Annotated in this window: 16 protein-coding genes; 10 read left to right on the forward strand and 6 right to left on the reverse strand. The window is 33.0% G+C overall.

The window, feature by feature from the left end; translation table 11 throughout:
• Positions 1-119: 119 nt before the first annotated feature.
• The 3 genes from ABEY15_RS11995 (at position 120) to ABEY15_RS12005 (ending at position 4414) form a co-directional block, all read left to right on the forward strand.
• Positions 120-1487 (forward strand): MFS transporter, encoded by a 1368-nt coding sequence (locus tag ABEY15_RS11995; RefSeq protein WP_429890293.1) that lies wholly within the window; start codon positions 120-122, stop codon positions 1485-1487.
• Positions 1488-1517: 30 nt separating this feature from the next.
• Positions 1518-3077 (forward strand): histidine ammonia-lyase, encoded by a 1560-nt coding sequence (gene hutH / locus ABEY15_RS12000; protein ID WP_429890295.1) that lies wholly within the window; start codon positions 1518-1520, stop codon positions 3075-3077.
• A 125-nt stretch (positions 3078-3202) separates the two neighbouring features.
• Positions 3203-4414, forward strand: coding sequence for an AraC family transcriptional regulator (locus tag ABEY15_RS12005; RefSeq protein WP_429890297.1), 1212 nt, complete (start codon positions 3203-3205; stop codon positions 4412-4414).
• A 47-nt stretch (positions 4415-4461) separates the two neighbouring features.
• Here ABEY15_RS12005 and ABEY15_RS12010 read toward each other — a convergent pair whose 3' ends face one another.
• Positions 4462-5235: an SDR family NAD(P)-dependent oxidoreductase gene (locus ABEY15_RS12010; protein WP_429890299.1), complete on the reverse strand. Its 774-nt coding sequence runs from the start codon at positions 5233-5235 to the stop codon at positions 4462-4464.
• Between the two features lie 130 nt (positions 5236-5365).
• Between ABEY15_RS12010 and ABEY15_RS12015 the strand changes: the two genes are divergently transcribed.
• A complete protein-coding gene (locus tag ABEY15_RS12015) occupies positions 5366-5740 on the forward strand; it encodes a MerR family transcriptional regulator (protein WP_429890300.1) in 375 nt (124 codons plus the stop codon).
• A 37-nt stretch (positions 5741-5777) separates the two neighbouring features.
• Here ABEY15_RS12015 and ABEY15_RS12020 read toward each other — a convergent pair whose 3' ends face one another.
• The 3 genes from ABEY15_RS12020 to ABEY15_RS12030 form a co-directional block, all read right to left on the reverse strand.
• Positions 5778-6263, reverse strand: coding sequence for a WGxxGxxG family protein (locus tag ABEY15_RS12020; protein WP_429890301.1), 486 nt, complete (start codon positions 6261-6263; stop codon positions 5778-5780).
• Between the two features lie 72 nt (positions 6264-6335).
• Positions 6336-7115 carry a cytochrome c oxidase assembly protein gene (locus ABEY15_RS12025; RefSeq protein ID WP_429890302.1) on the reverse strand — a complete coding sequence of 260 codons (780 nt, stop codon included), beginning with the start codon at positions 7113-7115 and terminating at the stop codon, positions 6336-6338.
• On the reverse strand, positions 7105-7575 hold the full coding sequence (locus ABEY15_RS12030) for a DUF2243 domain-containing protein (RefSeq protein WP_429890304.1): 471 nt from the start codon (positions 7573-7575) through the stop codon (positions 7105-7107). Before ABEY15_RS12030 ends, ABEY15_RS12025 begins: the two co-directional genes overlap by 11 nt.
• Before the next feature lie 145 nt (positions 7576-7720).
• On the opposite strand from ABEY15_RS12030, the gene ABEY15_RS12035 reads away from it, so the two are divergent.
• From ABEY15_RS12035 to ligD (ABEY15_RS12055), 5 genes are all read left to right on the forward strand, one after another.
• The gene (locus ABEY15_RS12035) at positions 7721-8965 is read left to right on the forward strand and encodes an MFS transporter (RefSeq protein WP_429890305.1); all 1245 of its coding nucleotides are present in this window, start codon (positions 7721-7723) and stop codon (positions 8963-8965) included.
• Positions 8966-9139: 174 nt separating this feature from the next.
• The gene (locus ABEY15_RS12040) at positions 9140-9976 is read left to right on the forward strand and encodes a Ku protein (protein WP_429890307.1); all 837 of its coding nucleotides are present in this window, start codon (positions 9140-9142) and stop codon (positions 9974-9976) included.
• A gap of 167 nt (positions 9977-10143) precedes the next feature.
• Complete coding sequence (locus ABEY15_RS12045; RefSeq protein ID WP_429890362.1) at positions 10144-11259, forward strand: RNA-guided endonuclease InsQ/TnpB family protein; 1116 nt, start codon at positions 10144-10146, stop codon at positions 11257-11259.
• 181 nt (positions 11260-11440) lie between these two features.
• Positions 11441-12385, forward strand: a complete 945-nt coding sequence (ligD, locus tag ABEY15_RS12050; RefSeq protein WP_429890363.1) for a non-homologous end-joining DNA ligase — start codon at positions 11441-11443, stop codon at positions 12383-12385.
• 12 nt (positions 12386-12397) lie between these two features.
• Entirely contained in the window at positions 12398-13642 is a 1245-nt protein-coding gene (gene ligD, locus ABEY15_RS12055) for a DNA ligase D (RefSeq protein WP_429890309.1), read from the forward strand.
• A gap of 38 nt (positions 13643-13680) precedes the next feature.
• On the opposite strand, the gene ABEY15_RS12060 is transcribed toward ligD (ABEY15_RS12055), so the two are convergent.
• Together ABEY15_RS12060 and ABEY15_RS12065 are read right to left on the reverse strand one after the other, a co-directional pair.
• Entirely contained in the window at positions 13681-15336 is a 1656-nt protein-coding gene (locus ABEY15_RS12060; RefSeq protein ID WP_429890364.1) for a ribonuclease J, read from the reverse strand.
• Positions 15337-15509: 173 nt separating this feature from the next.
• Complete coding sequence (locus ABEY15_RS12065) at positions 15510-15716, reverse strand: hypothetical protein (protein ID WP_429890311.1); 207 nt, start codon at positions 15714-15716, stop codon at positions 15510-15512.
• A 579-nt stretch (positions 15717-16295) separates the two neighbouring features.
• Between ABEY15_RS12065 and ABEY15_RS12070 the strand changes: the two genes are divergently transcribed.
• Complete coding sequence (locus tag ABEY15_RS12070; RefSeq protein ID WP_429890313.1) at positions 16296-16925, forward strand: hypothetical protein; 630 nt, start codon at positions 16296-16298, stop codon at positions 16923-16925.
• The last annotated feature ends 6 nt before the right edge of the window (positions 16926-16931 follow it).

The raw sequence follows: 16931 nt of genomic DNA on the forward strand, positions 1-16931 counted from the left end.
AATAATTATAATTTATTAAAAATACTGAAAATTTTGGAAGCGCTTTAGGAATGGTTAAGTAAGTAGTTATTTTATTACTAACAATTTTTAACTGAAAAGTAAAAAAAGGGGGTATTCTTTTGAAGGAAAAAAAATTTATGATGGATGATGCACCGCTTAATAAATTTCACATTCGGATTACGGCACTTACTTTTGGATCGAATTTTTCGGATGGCTATGCTTTAGGAATTATAGGCATGGCACTTTCGCTACTAGGTCCTCAAATGAAATTAAATTCTGTATGGGAAGGATTAATCGGTAGTTCCGCATTAATCGGACTTTTTTTCGGTAGTTTGTTTCTTGGCGGATTATCAGATCGCATTGGTAGGCAGAAAATCTACTTAGCAAACTTTGTTATTATTACAATCGCATCTGCATTACAGTTTTTTGTTCACGATCCATATACGCTTTTTGCATTAAGGATTTTAATCGGTATTGCACTTGGAGGAGATTATGCCGTAGGATCTACTTTACTAGCTGAGTTTGCACCTAGAAAATATAGAGGTATGTTATTATCTTCATTAAACGTTTTATGGACAGTCGGATATGTAGCTTCAAATTTAGTTGGTTATTATTTAGGAAAAACAGGGCCAGACGCATGGCGTTGGATGTTAGTTAGTGCAGCAATTCCTGGTCTAGTTGTCTTGCTTTTACGTTTTGGAACACCGGAGTCTCCACGTTGGTTATTAAAGATGGGCCGTGTTGAAGAAGCACGTGCTATTGTAAGAAAGTATATTGGTGAAAATGCTGTAATGGATGAAGCAATCGATGCTAATTCTAAACATGCATACAAGGTTACAGATTTATTCAATAAGCAGCTTTGGAAACGTACTACATTCGGATCACTTTTTTATATGTGTCAGGTAGTTCCGTATTTCGCCATCTATACATTCCTACCAACTATTTTAAGTAAATTGGGATTTGAAGAAACATTTGGTGTAGACATGGTTCTAAACCTGTTCCTTCTAGTAGGAGCGTTAGCTGGTGTATGGTGTACTGAAAAGTTAACTCGTAGAGGGTTTACAATTAATACATTTATTATTTTAACGATTTCATTATTCGCATTAACAGTCTTACCACAAGGTCTACATACAATCGCAATTATTGTGTTTGCAATCTTTACATTTGTAATGTCGGCAGCTTCTAATTTAACATTAGTGTATCCTGCTGAACTATTTCCTACCGAGGTACGTGGTACTGGAGTTGGCTTGACAACAGCAGTTAGTCGAATTGGCTCAGCTGTTGGTACATTCCTTTTACCGATAAGTGTTAGTTCAATGGGGATGGCACCTTCTATGATCGGAATGTCTATTATTCTATTCATTGGTACAATTGTTTCGATCGCTTGGGCTCCGGAAACAAAATCACTTTCATTAAATGAAGCTAGTAATCCATTGCTTGAAGAGGATTTAGTAGAGCCAAACAAACAATCAGTTTCAAGTCACTAACTTAAGATATTCAATGTAAGAGGTGTTTTGATGACAATGAACGATTTTATTCATCCAAAAAATATAAAAGAGGTTATTCTTGGAGACCATGAGTTATCAATTAATGAAGTAATTGCTGTTGCAAGATATGATGCAAAAGTATCATTTACAGAAAACTATTATCTTAGAATAAATAAGTCTCGTAATCTAATTGAAAAGTTTCTTGAAGAAGAAAGAGCGGTATATGGGGTAACTACAGGATTTGGAAGCAATGTAACCGAAGTGATTTCAAAGGAAGATGCTCATACTCTTCAACGAAATATTGTCCGTTCTCATGCTGTTTCTGTAGGTGAACCACTTGAAAAAGAAGTGGTAAGAGCCATTCAATTAATGGTTTTAAATAATATAGGTCAAGGTTATTCAGGCGTTAGAATAGAAGTGTTAGAGCTAATTGCAGCCATACTTAATCATGATATATTGCCGTTTGTTCCAGGCGAGGGATCTGTAGCATATTTATCACCTGAGGCTCATATGGCGCTAGTGTTAATGGGCGAAGGAAAAGCTTGGTTTAAGGATGAGTTATTAAGCGGCCACGAGGCGTTGGAGCGGGCCGGTCTAAAACCAGTAACCTTCGAATGTAAAGAAGGTCTTGCACTATTAAGCGGTACTACATCAGCCACAGCATTCACTGTACTTTCGATATATAATGCAATTCAAGCTGTTAAAACAGCGGATGTTACTGGTGCTATGTCATTAGAAGCATTGAAGGGAACGATAAAAGCTTTAGATCCTCGACTGCACTCGGTAAAAAAACATACGGAACAAGCAAAGACAGCTCGAATCGTTTCAAAAATTCTAGATGGAAGTGAGATTGCCAAACAATATAAAGACTATCGATTACAAGATGCACTAAGTCTTAGATGTATACCGCAAGTTCATGGGGCAGTTAAGAAGGTATTTAAAAATGCATTGGAAAATATTCATAATGAAATGATGTCTTCAAGTGATAATCCGATTATTTGGCCGGAGGAAGAAGACGGGTTTGCATTAATGGGCGGAAATTTTGATGCTTCCTATGTGGGAATTGATGCAGACACGATTTGTATAGGTATGGCAAACTTAGCAAAAATAACAGAACGTCGTATTGATCGATTAGTAAATTATCATGTAAGTGAGCTTCCTAGTTTCTTAGTTGTCAATCCTGGTTTAAATAGCGGGTATATGATTCCACAATATACCGCGGCAGGATTACTGAATGAAATAAGAGTTCTGTCGCATCCAGCAACGATTGATAATACATCTACATGTGCAAATCAAGAGGATGTTGTTAGCTTTGCTTATTTCGCTGCTAGGAAAGCCTATCAGATTTCAAAAAAACTTGAACATATTTTAGCAATCGAACTAATGGTTGCCACTCAAGCACTAGAATTCCATGATTCACTAAGACCGTCACCGGTAACGGCAAGTGTATATCAGTTAATTAGAAATCAAGTTCCATCAGTTGTAGAGGATCGCTATTTTTATCATGATATTGAATCAATTCGTAATCAAATTCATGATGGAGTAATTGTTGAACTTGTTGAAGAGAAAATAGGTGTCATGGAATTATGAAATTTTTAATGGAGCAGTTATACTCTAAGAGTACGACAGCTTCTTTTTTTATGGCTCAATCATTTTAATACTTACTACCAAACGTTCAACTAAGAAAAATCATAAGCTAAAAAGGAGAAATTAAGATGAATCGAGATGCTACTCAATCAGCTTTTTCAAATGTGTTACTTTCTGGTACGCTCGTCCATATAGGAACTTTTGATGAAGTTCAAAAAAGATGTGGCATTGATACTTATCCAAATGTTGTAATGTTGATTTCAATCGATCGCTATCCTGATTTAGCAGTAGAGAACCCGAAGCAGTGGAAACAAGAAATTGGCCATGAACTAATCAATCAAATTGATCAGACGATCGGAGTTTCGTATTTGTGGAACTGGGTAGAAGAAGGTGTGCTTGCACTTCTAATTGAGCTAGATGATGAAGATAGTGAAATCGAGTTTAATAAAAAGATTTATAGAATAGCAGAAGAAATTCAAAATTCATTAGATAGGGTTCAGATTACAGTTTCAATTGGAATAGGTAAAAAATATAGTGATCCTTATTTGTTATACCACTCTTTTGAAGAGGCTAGAAAGTCAATGTCAGGTCGCTTTTTTCAAGGGAACAAACTGATATTTCATAGTGGTATTAAACCGGTGGAAGAAAATACACTAAGAGCATTATCAACCGAGGATCGTATTGAATTATTAGCACTTGTACGAATTGGTGATGAAGTAGGTGTAGTCGATCAATTAAAAAGTTTCCTTGAAAAGGTAGCAAATGCATGCCGATTAAATGAAGACGTATTTAAGACTGAGGTAGTCGATTTAATTATGTTAATCTCTAGGGTTGTAGTAGAGTCAGGCGTGAATGCAACACTCATCATGTCAAAAAATGCTCAAATGATTCAGGAATTATATCATATTATTCGCTATGATAAATTTGTAAAAAAGGTTTGCGAATATGCTTACTGGCTAACGATTCAAATAGCCAATTCATTTAATAATCAGATGAATCCTGTTATTCGTAAAGCAACTAAGTATATACGAGAAAATCATCAAACTAGTATAACACTGGAAGAAATTGCTCAATTTTGTTGTGTAAGTAAATATCATTTCAGTCACCTTTTCAAAAAAGAAATTGGCACTAGTGTGATCGATTTTTTAAATAGAATAAGGATTGAAAAATCAATGTTTTACTTAGAAATGACTGATTTAACTATGCAAGAAATAGCAACACGAATTGGTTTTCAAGATTCGAATTACTTTAGTCGTATATTTAAAAAATACACAAAAAGTAGCCCTTCTGAATATAGGGCTACTAAATATCCACATTTAAATTTAGTGTTAGAAAATTAAAATTAGGATGCAGTGTTTAAGGTTAAGGAACAGGTTTTAACTTTCCCTTAATCCTGCCTTTCTAATCTTGTTGCATAAGGGTAAAGTGGATCTAATAATTGGAATTCATAAGTAATTCCATCAACTTTTCCAACCACCTTTTCACTGTCATAAAGGTCCAACATGAATCCGGCCATTTCTTTTGCAGTATGGTATTTTGGAAGAACGCCTTCAAATTTAATGTTTTCTTCTAAATCATAGGATACTTTTGCAAATTCTGTTTCAGTTGCAGCTGGTGCTAATAATTTTGCTTGCATTTTTGCACCTTTTTCTTTTAATTCATGAGCCAGCCCTTCTGTAAAGGCACTTACATAGAATTTAGTCGCACAATATGTGATGGCATTACCAATAATTGTATACCCTCCACCAGATGAAACATTGATAACTTGTGTACCCTCGACTGTTGAATAATCACGTACATATAGTGAAGTTAAAATCGTTAAAGCTTCAATATTCAAATTAAGCATACTTTCAATTTTTGCTAAATTTTGTTCACCAACTGAAGCGAAATTACCAAAACCTGCATTATTAATCCAAGTTTCAATATCATATTCTTTAAGTTCTTCATATAAATTATAAGCATTTTTAACGACAGATAGATCAGCCGTTTTTATGACGACATCAAGATTTGAATTCAATTTACCGATTTCTGATTTTAATTTTTCAAGTTCTTCCGTTCTACGAGCAACAATGATTAGGTTTTTTCCACGTGCGGCAAATGCAACAGCTGATTCATAACCAATTCCTGAACTAGCACCTGTAATGACAGTATATTTTTTCATCTTAATTCCTCCCGATAATTTGGTTTATACTAAAATTAAATTAATTGTGTATCAGTTACGGATTCATTATACTGGTTAGAGTAAACTCTAAGTCAAACAGTTTTTATTTTTGACTCAAACTGGAGGTCTTATGTATTCAATTGGTGAAGTCGCTCAGATGTTAGGAATAAGCACACATACATTACGTTATTATGAAAAAGAACAGATCATTCTTCCTGATCGAAATGAAAATGGTGAGAGGCTGTATTCTGAATCACACATCCAGTGGTTAAGATTTGTCCTTAAGCTAAAAGAAACACAAATGCCAGTTAATAAGATTAAAGAGTATGCACATTTATATACAGAAGGTGAGCAGACATCTTTGGCTAGGTTGGATCTATTAGTTGAACATAAACAGTCTATTGAACATCAGCTTAAAACATTAGCGGAAACGAATAAAATGTTAGAGCAAAAAATCAATTTTTATAAAGATGTAATTCATAATAAAAACATAGTCCATAAATAAAACCTTATTGGGGAATGCCCCAATAAGGTTATTATTTTTATTCAACTCTTTCCTTTTTTCGAAGACCCGCAAATCCTAATAATCCAAGAAGTCCAAGCCAGCCATAATTGAAATGATTATTATTTGTATTGTCAGTAGTATTTAATGTGTTAGTAACAGGTGTAGGCGTTACATTTACATTTCGTCGATAATAATTTCCGTCATTATTTACTGGGTTATTTACTCCATTGTTATTTAACATGTCATTTGTTGTATTTTTTATATTATTTTTCGTATTATAATACCCTTCTTTAACTGTATTCTTCGTATCATAATACCCTTCTTTTACTGTATTTTTCGTATTATTTACAACATGGTTTGGATCATTAAAATCATTGTTAAAATCCCTTTTTATATGTTTACCATTATGATCATAGCTTGGATCTAATTGTGTAGCATCAGGTCCCGGTGAAGCAGCATGAACATTAGCTGAAATTATAAATGATAATGAAATAGTGCATAATGTAAGACAAATTTTATTCATCTTTAACCCTCCTTCTTTATGCATTAATATTTTGTGCATCTTTTGAGGGATTATATGTGGCAAAAAAGTCCATTAAATTATGGTTCTAGGCTTCTTAAGAGTTGCTGAATTATACCAGAGAAAACAAAGTACAGTAATAATGACCATATCAACAAAGTCCCCTCCATAAAACATTAAGACTGCACCGAGTTGAACATCATTAAATGCAAAATTGTTTAATGAATTCGCAAAAAGAAACTTCGATAAAATATCATGACCTGCTAATGCAAGGATTATTACTATTGAGCGAAACAAATAACTGTATTTATGTGAGATCGGTTCAATGGCAATGATTGATATTGTAAAAAAATACCCTGCAAAAAACAAATGGATATGTACTAAAATTAACAAAAAGATGTTCTCATGAATTAAATTAAACACTGTAGAATTGTAAAGTACCCAAAGTCCTCCAATATTTAAAAGCAATGTACTAATAGGATGAGTTAATAGACGAACAGGAACACTTTTTAATAGACGTGTTACTCGCCTTGCATGTTGAGTTTTTAATGATGTTAATAATAATGTAATCGGTCTAGATAAAGCTATAAGCAAGGGAGCTAGCATTCCTAGTAATAAATGCATTATCATATGGAAAACGAAAAGATGGTGACTTAGTTTTGCAATTGGTCCAATTACAGAAACTAATATGCAAAGCATTCCAACTATCCATAATATTGAGCGCGATTTAGGCCATGCTACTTTTTTATGATTCATTGCAGCAACTAAATATCCACTAATAAAAACTGAGATTAATAAAATAAAGAATAATTCAAATACATTGAAGTAAAAGTATTGCATAAAATTATCTTTCAAAATGGACACTTCTATTTCGAGTTTTAAAAATTAGAATGCAGCCTATTAAAGTCATAATAGAAGCAGTAATATTCCAAGTTAAATCATAGGGCATAATATCGACGTTATATCTAATTTGATGAAGCTTTAGCCATTTATGCTGAACTGTTCCATCATAAAGTTGAAACAAACCTGCTCCGAGTAAAACTCCGCCGATCCATCTTTTAATATAGAGAGATTTTTTTCTCCTTAAATTCGCAAACATAAATAAGGAGCCAATCGTTGCGAACCAACTAAAGGCATGAAAAAGACCATCAGAAATAAGTCCTAAACTTGTTGTAGACTTATCGTAAAAATGATGCCAATGAAGAAGTTGATGAAAAACTACTTCATCAAAAAATGCTACCAATCCAAGGCCAAATAAAATTCCAGACCATAAATTTAAAAGAAAATAATTAGTTGAATTCTCTAGAGTAGTCATAAAGACTCATCCTTTCGAAAATAGTATATTTTTCATTTTGCCCTTAATTTTAACTAATTAGTAAAAATTACAATTCAACCAAAAAAGATACTTGGGAAATATAAGGATTGTGATTATTTTTAGTTACACAAAAAACGGAGGTTATATGGATAAAAAACAAAAGCGGAGTTTATGGGCGCTATCTGCAGTACCTCTTGTAATGACTTTAGGTAATTCAATGTTGATTCCCGTACTTCCAAAATTAGAACAACAATTAAATATATCTGGCCTAAAAGTTTCAATGATTATTACTGTTTATTCAGTTTTTGCAATCATTCTTATCCCTATAGCAGGTTATTTATCGGATTTATTTGGAAGAAAAAAAGTAATCATTCCAAGTTTAACTATTGCGGGAATTGGAGGAGCCTTAGCTGGCTTTGTTTGTTGGAAATTAGAAAATCCGTACGCGTGGTTAATTGTTGGGAGAATCATACAGGGGGTTGGTTCTGCTGGGGCAATGCCTGTTGTTATTCCGTGTGTGGGAGATATGTTTAAGGATGAAAATGAAGTTAGTAAAGGATTAGGGTTAGTTGAGACATCAAATACTTTTGGAAAAGTACTAAGCCCAATACTAGGTTCTGCATTAGCAGCGGTTGTATGGTATTTACCATTTTTATCAATACCGTTCCTTTGTTTAATATCCATTATTTTAATTTTAATTTTTGTAAAACCTCCAAAACAGCCCATGAGATCAAAAAGAAAAGATAAAAGAAAGAAAAAGTTTAAACTGTTCATCAGATCAATTCGGAATATATTTCGAAATAATGGAAAATGGCTTTATACCATCTTTATACTAGGTGCTATTATCATGTTCATTTTATTTGGTATGCTTTTTTATTTATCAAAAATTTTAGAAAAGCGCTATCACATAATTGGAATATGGAAAGGATGTGTGTTAGCGATCCCACTCGCTGCTTTATCCTACACATCATATAAGACAGGTAAAAAAATTGGAAATCAAAAAGGTACAATGAAAAAATGCATTGTCATTGGTTTTATCTTCATAAGTCTTTCTTTTGTGATCCCTATTTTTAACAAAGATATTTATATGATTATTACGAGTTTATTGATAAGTGGGATCGGGATTGGTTTGTCGCTACCAAGCTTAGATGCCTTAATAACAGAGGGAGTTGAAAAAGCAGAAAGAGGAACAATTACATCTCTTTATAGTTCTTTACGCTTTGTAGGTGTTGCAGCAGGTCCACCTACTTTTGCATACTTAATGAAAAAACCAGATAATTATATGATGTATTTTTCCATTATATTAGCTGTAATAGGTCTTTTTTTGTCTATAAAATTTATTAAGCCTAAACAAGAATCAATGCCAGAAACAAAGAAAAAGTTCACTTAATCGAGAGTGAACTTTTCTTTTTATCAAGACTTATCCAGTATAAATATCTAATAAGGAAAATTCCCTTTTTGATTAACTTCCTTACTATTAATTAGGACGAACTAGACATACAAATTGAATTAAACCCACTATTTTAACAAAAGCTACTTTTAAAAAATACAAAGGTGTGAAAGAATGCATACAGTTTGGAAAGGCACGATCAGTATGGGATTAGTTACAATTCCTGTAAAGTTGTTTTCAGCAGTTGAGGATAAGGATATAAAGTTTCGTCAATATCATAAGGATTGTAAAACGCCGATTTCCTATAAAAAAGTTGCTAGTTGTGACGATGAAGTTACTCCTGAAGAAATTATTAAAGTATTTGAAACACCAAATGGTAGAGTTGTAGAAATAACAGAAGAGGAAATGAATAAATTAAAAGAAGAATTTGAACTAAAAACTGTATCGATCATTGATTTCGTCAAACTTTCAGAAATTGATCCAGTGTATTTTGATCGAACATATTATATTGGTCCGGATTCTGGTGGAACAAAGGCTTATGCTTTACTTTCCGAAATATTGAAAAAAAGTAAGAAAATCGGTCTCGCAAAAATTACAATTCGTAGTAAACAGCATTTAGCTGCTATTCGGCCATATAAAAACGCGATTATTCTTGAAACATTACATTTTCCAGATGAGATTAGAGCAATTGAAAATCTTCCAGGTGGTGTTCCTGAAAAGGCTGGATTGGCGGAGCGTGAATTGCAGGCTGGTATGATGCTAGTTGAACAATTAACGACAACGTTTAATCCAGAAAACTATACCGATACATATCGTACAGCGTTAGAGCAATTAATTTCGGAAAAAGTTAATAAAAATGATTATATCGCGACAGGGCAAGAGAAACCGGCAGAACAAAAAAATGTTGTTGATTTAATGTCTGCATTACAAGCGAGTATCGATCGAACAAAAGGACAAGCGACACCTCCGAAAAAGCCTAAAACAAAAGCGCCTAAAAAAGCAACGAGTTAAATAGGAGGGTTACAACAGTTAATTTTAATTTATTAAATTTTATAAAAATATCACAATTTGTTCTAATTGAAAGTCACCCATTGTGTTTAAATGTACATGAGGTGAGTAATTTGAAATTTGATTCAATAGGTGGAACTGAACAAACTATTCAAAGTTGTTTCAAGACAATGATACTAGCGAGGAGAGTCAGATTAAGGCCAACTAAAGATCAAGAAATACAATTATGGAAATCAGTTGGCACAGCTCGGTGGGCATATAATTGGGCATTGGCTAAGCAAGAAGAAAATTATAAAACAGGTGGGAAATTCATTTCTGATGGCATATTAAGAAAGGAATTAACTGTATTAAAACAATCAGATGAATTTTCATGGCTTTATGAAGTATCTAATAACGTTACAAAACAAGCAATAAAAGACCTCTGTGAAGCGTATAAAAAATTCTTTAAAGGGATATCTGATAAACCACGATTCAAAAGTAGAAGAAAGTCCAAATCATCTTTTTATAACGATAATGTGAAGATGAAAGTAGACGGAAATAAAGTATTGATTGAGAAGGTCGGTTGGGTTGTCGTTTCAGAATGTATACCGGATGAAAAATTCTTTAATCCTAGAATTAGTCAAGACGGAAAATACTGGTATCTTTCTGTAGGAATTAAAGAATTAAGACCAATAGTTGAACTGACAAATGTCTCACTTGGAATTGATGTAGGAATTAAAGAATTAGCAGTTTGTTCAGATGGCACTAGGAAGAAAAATATTAACAAAACAAGCATTGTAAGAAGGGCAGAGAAACGCCTACGTAGGTTGCAACGTCAAATTTCTCGTAAATATGAAATGAATAAGGAGGGAAACCGTTTCGTCAAAACAAGCAACATTATAAAAATCAATAAGAAGATACAACACCTCTACAGAAGATTGACAAATATCAGACTAAATCATCTTCATCAATCCACGAGCGAGATCGTGAAAACCAAACCTTATCGCATAGTAATGGAAACAATAGATATCAAGGGAATGATGAAGAATAAGCATCTTTCAAAAGCAATTGCGAAGCAGTGTTTATTTAAATTCAAATGCCAAATGAAATATAAATGTGAAAAATATGGTGTTGAATTTGTTGAAGCTGATAGATGGTACCCATCTTCTAAAACATGTTCAAGTTGTGGACATAAAAAAAATGATTTAAAATTATCCGAACGATTATTTATATGTGAATACGGTCATGAAATTGATCGAGATTTAAACGCAGCGATCAACTTGTCACAATATAAATTAGTTAGTTGACACCTACACCTCATTACTAATATGTAGGATTCGTTTTATCCGAATTTACGCCCTCGGAGTGTTGTATCAAACGAAAGTAACCTAGTTAGGTAAAATCGAGCACGTAGAACTGGGAAATAAACAAAATCTATAAAAATAATAGGTTTTTATTGGTTTTTATAAGTTTTTGGCAACGGTAGTAATGGAGCTAAATCCAATTTTTCCTTTTGAGCCTATTTCTTCAGATATTGTACCAAATGGTCCTGAGTGGATTTCGCAAATTAAATGGGACGGTGTTAGAATCCTAACCTATTTTGATGGGAAAGAAGTCAAATTATTTAACCGTAAATTAAATGATCGTACAAATATTTTTCCAGAGCTAACGGATATAAAATCTTATTCGGCTGCTCAATCAATCATTTTAGACGGGGAGGTCATCGCTCTCGATCAAAATGGCAATCCATCGTTTCATGAAGTAATGAGAAGGGATGGAATTAGGCGCATGGATCGGATTGATTCCGCTATAGAAGCTGTACCTATTTTCTATATGATTTTTGATATTCTTTTTTACAATGGAGAATGGGTTACGCAATTTTCTCTCCAAGAGAGACAAAATTTATTAATAGAAGCAATCCAACCAAATAAGCAAATTCAGTTAGTTCCAAATAATACTGATGGGGTTGCCTTATTTGAAGTTGCGAAACAACATAATTTAGAAGGCATCGTATGTAAAAACTTAAATAGTAAATACTTGATCAATGGAAAGCACAATGCGTGGCAAAAAGTAAAAAATTATAAGGACGTTATTGCGGTTATCGGTGGGGTAACGTATCGCTCTGGAATAGTTAATTCTATTTTAGTAGGACTTTATAATGAAACTAATCAACTCGTGTTTATAGGACATGTTGGAACTGGAAAATTAACGAAATCAGAATGGAAAGACCTTACTACAGTCATTAATACGATAAAAATAGAAAACAATCCATTCAGCAGTCAACCAAAAAGAATTAAGGAAATTCAATGGATTCAGCCATTATTAACTGTTAAAGTACAATTCATTGAATGGACTGAAGGTCATTCATTAAGACAACCAAGTATCCAAGCTTTTATCGAAAAAGATCCTAAAGAATGTACTCTTACAGATTAGGGGAAGTAAGATATGAATCATTACTTTTTTCAAAAACGTAATAAAATTTATTCAGGCTTTTTCTTTATTTTAGGTTTCAATTTAAAAGAGGAAACCTTTTTAGTGGGACTTAAAAAAGACAATGATATTTTGCAAATGGGGTCCTTTTCAAATGGACTTAGCGAGGAAGAGAAGGGTATATTGATTAAAGCAATCGAAGCAAATAAAAAAAGCAAAAAAGGTAGTATAAAATTTGTTGAGCCTGGGATCTGTATTGAACTTGAGTTTCAAAGTATAGAAAACAACCAATTAACAAATGCAAAATTTATATCCTTTCAATTAAAGCATGCATGGAATGAATGTACTTGGGATGGCTTACTATTGGGTAATCTTAATTTGGAGGAAGAATTAACACTTACCAGTCCTGAAAAAGTAATATGGAAGGATCCATATATAAAAAAAGAGAGCTTTGTTTCATATTTAGCTCAAATATCCACATATATGCTTCCATTTCTAAAAAATCGTTTATTAACAACGATTCGTTTTCCGAATGGAATAGACGGTGAATCTTTTTTTCAAAAAAACCGTCCAGATTATGCTCCGAGTTTTATTAAAACCGAAGAACATGAGGGAAATAATTTTATTATTTGTAATGATGTATCAACATTGCTATGGTTAGGAAATCAATTAGCTATTGAATTCCATATTCCTTTTCAAACATATGAAGCAAACAACCCAATTGAAATCGTATTCGACTTGGATCCACCTAATACAGATGCATTTCCTTTAGCAATAAAAGCCGCGTTGGAAATGAAATTAATCTTTGATTCTTTTCAAATAAAAAGCTACCCAAAAGTATCTGGAAGTAAAGGCATTCAAATCCATATTCCAATAAAAGAAGATTCTCTTACCTATGATGAAACAAGAGTATTTACATCTTTTATTGCACATTATTTAATTGAGAAATTTCCAGATGATTTTACGATTGAACGTTTAAAGAAAAATCGAGGCAATCGTCTTTATATTGACTATATCCAGCATGCAAAAGGAAAAACCATTATTTGCCCATACTCTACAAGGGGAAAGGAAAAACCAACTGTTGCAACGCCTCTATTTTGGGATGATGTTAATGATGAATTAAAAATTGAAACTTATACAATCCCTTTCGTACTAAACCGGTTAGAAAATAGTTCATGTCCAATGGAAACCTATTTTGATCAAGAAAACAGTTCTTTAGTGGATTTAATTTCTAAAATTAAAGAAAATCAATCAAAGTAAAAACTCCCTAATTAGATTGATAAGGGAGTTTTTTGTTTTTATATTTCAATGATTATTGGCAAAATCATTGGTTTTCTTTTCGTTTTTGTAAATAAAAATTGTCCTAGAGACTTTTTAATATTTTGCTTCATAACTCCCCATTGGAGCTTGTTTTCATCAAGTAATTCATTTACTGAAGATGTAACTATTTGGTTTACTTCCTTCAGTAAACTTTCAGAGTCACGCGCATAGACAAATCCTCTTGATATTGTATCAGGACCAGAGATAATCTTTCTTTCCAATTTACTAATAGTAATGACGATTACTAGCATTCCATCTTCTGCAAGTTGTTTTCGATCTCTCAGGACAATGTTACCGACATCTCCAATGCCCATTCCATCTACATAAATATTTCCTGCTGGAATTCTTCGGCTTTGAATCGCTTCTGATTGTAGAATATCGACAACATCACCGTTTTTAATAATAAAAATATTATTTCGTTTGACACCAACAGATTCAGCAAGAGAACGATGATGATGAAGCATTCTGTTCTCACCATGAATTGGAATAAAATACTTTGGCTTCATTAATGTAAGCATAAGCTTAAGCTCTTCTTGATAAGCATGACCAGAAACATGCATACCAGTCGAACTACCTGAACCATAGATAACAATTGCTCCAAGATTATAAAAATTATCAATAATTCGGGAGACATTTCGTTCATTCCCAGGTATAGGAGAGGCAGCTAAAATAACTGTATCTCCTGGATAAACATCAACACCTCTAAAACTAGAATTAGCTAGTCGAGCAAGAGCTGCCAGAGGTTCGCCTTGACTACCTGTACATAAAATTGTAACTGATTCTGGTGCAAAACTATTAATTTCATCAGTATCAATCAACATACCTTCAGGAATTGATAAGTACCCTTGCTCCATTGCAACTTGAACAACATTCACCATGCTTCTCCCAAGTAGGGCTAATTTTCGATTAGTTATAATAGAAGCATCAACAATTTGTTGCACACGATGTACATTCGAAGCAAAAGTTGAAATAATCACTCTCTGTTTTGCCTTCATAAAAGCATCTATTATATGCTCTCCAACAATCCGTTCCGATGGTGTTGAACCTGGCCGTTCGGCGTTCGTACTTTCTGATAAAAGTAATAAAACACCTTTACTACCTATTTCGGCCATTTTATGAATATCCGGATATTGATTGTTAACAGGTGTTAAATCAAATTTAAAATCTCCAGTATGTACTACAGTTCCTTCAGGCGTATCGAATACGATGCCTAAGCAATCAGGGATACTATGATTTGTTTTAAAAAATGAAATCGAAAAATGTTCAAATTTAATAACTGAATCAGAATCTATTAAAATTAGTTCAGTTTCACCTAATAATCCATGCTCTTTTAATTTAAGCTCAATTAATCCGAGCGTTAATCTCGTTGCATAGACAGGAATATTCAATTGCTTCAAAAGATAAGGGATTCCACCAATATGGTCTTCATGACCGTGCGTAACAAATAAACCTTTAATCTTTTCTTGATTCTCCAATAGATAAGTAATATCTGGAATGATTAAATCAACACCTAATAAACTCTCGTCTGGAAACTTAGAACCGCAGTCTATTAGAATAATTTCTTTTAAGTATTGAATAGCATACATATTTTTTCCAATTTCATTAATTCCACCTAGGGCAAAAACCGATAGCATACTTTTTGTTGGACTCAAAATCCTATTCCTCCTAGTACATTGAAAAGTATAAACATTTTCCTTAAAGAAATTGCCATATATTTCTTAGTATGTACGTAGGAGTTAAATTCATTCAGTCGACTATTTTGGGTAAAAAAAATGAGCCGGTGAAGCAAACCGGGCTCATTTTTCTGTTACTCTTCGAAATAATTTTTAAATGGTTTTTTAGGTGTATGTGTTTCGTTACGATAATAAGGATTATCCTCGGTAGAATCTTTAGGATCCAAATTTGTTTTAATAACTAAAGACGGTCCTGTTGTACCATGCTCAGCAATAATCCGATCGTTTAATTCATTAAAATCAGGAAGTTTTTTATTCCCTGGTTGTAATAGTTCAGACATAAAACCACCGTTGCCATTAATCTATAAAAATCAATAAATTGATGTTTGCTTCCCAGTTCTACGTGTCCGATTTTGCCGAAGCTACTTTCGTTTGGTCTAACACTCCGAGGGCGTAAATTCGGATACAACGAATCCTACATAGTTGAGTAATCTTTTGCGTGAATATTCTCAACTTTGTTATTGATTGACTTGGTTTTCGTCAGTTATTAAGTCTACTCACTATCATGGTTCTACCCAATGCCGAAGTCACTTTCGCGAGCATCCTAGATTCACAGTAGGTATAATAATTATATCATGAATTTATCATTTCATAGCAAACAATTAGGCAACGTTACCTCCTTTCTTTTTATAAAATTAGTTGTAGAAGTTTTTTACAGAATTTTATTAATTCTTTTTATCTGCTACTTACCTCCTGACAATAGGATGGTTTCTTCAAGAAAAATTTATGTATTCAGGTTAGACTGATTTGTTAATAAAAAAGAGATAGGACTTAAAATAAGAATCCTAGGAAGTGTACTTGCTTTTTGCAATGTACATACTGATTAAAGAGTTAGGTCAAATAAAAAGGTGGAAGTATGAATGACAGTAATAGAGAAATTAGCAAGTTCTATAGGTCGTAGAGATGAGGAGCCTAATATAGAATTAGCGATTAAAGTTGTGGATCATAATGATGAAAATGCTGTAAAAGAGCTGATCGAAAATCTATCTAATAAAAGTAAAAGCATTCAAAATGATTGTATTAAAGTTTTATATGAAATCGGTGAGCGTAAACCTTCTTTATTAACCGAGTATATTGATCAATTATTTTTACTCTTAGATAGTAAAAATAATCGACTTCAATGGGGAGCGATGACTGCAATAAACAGTATAACAAATGTAGCCCCAGAGAAAATCTTTTCTAAAATCGAAAAAATCATTGAAGTTGGTGACAAAGGTTCAGTTATTACGAAAGATCAAGTTGTAAACATCCTTATTAAATTATGTTCGAGTAAGGTATATGAAAAACAGGCATTCAAGTTGCTTATTGAACAATTAGTTAAAAGTCCGACGAACCAGCTACCGATGTATGCGGAAAGGTCGATGCCGATTATTAATGGAGAAAATAAAAAATTATTTGTTGAGATACTTACTTCTAGGTTGGATGATATTGAAAAAGAGACGAAAAGAAAACGGGTCGAAAAGGTCATATTAAAGGCAGGAAAAACGTGAAGGATG

The organism is Gottfriedia acidiceleris, from assembly GCF_050457485.1.
GTDB lineage: Bacteria > Bacillota > Bacilli > Bacillales > Bacillaceae_G > Gottfriedia > Gottfriedia acidiceleris_D.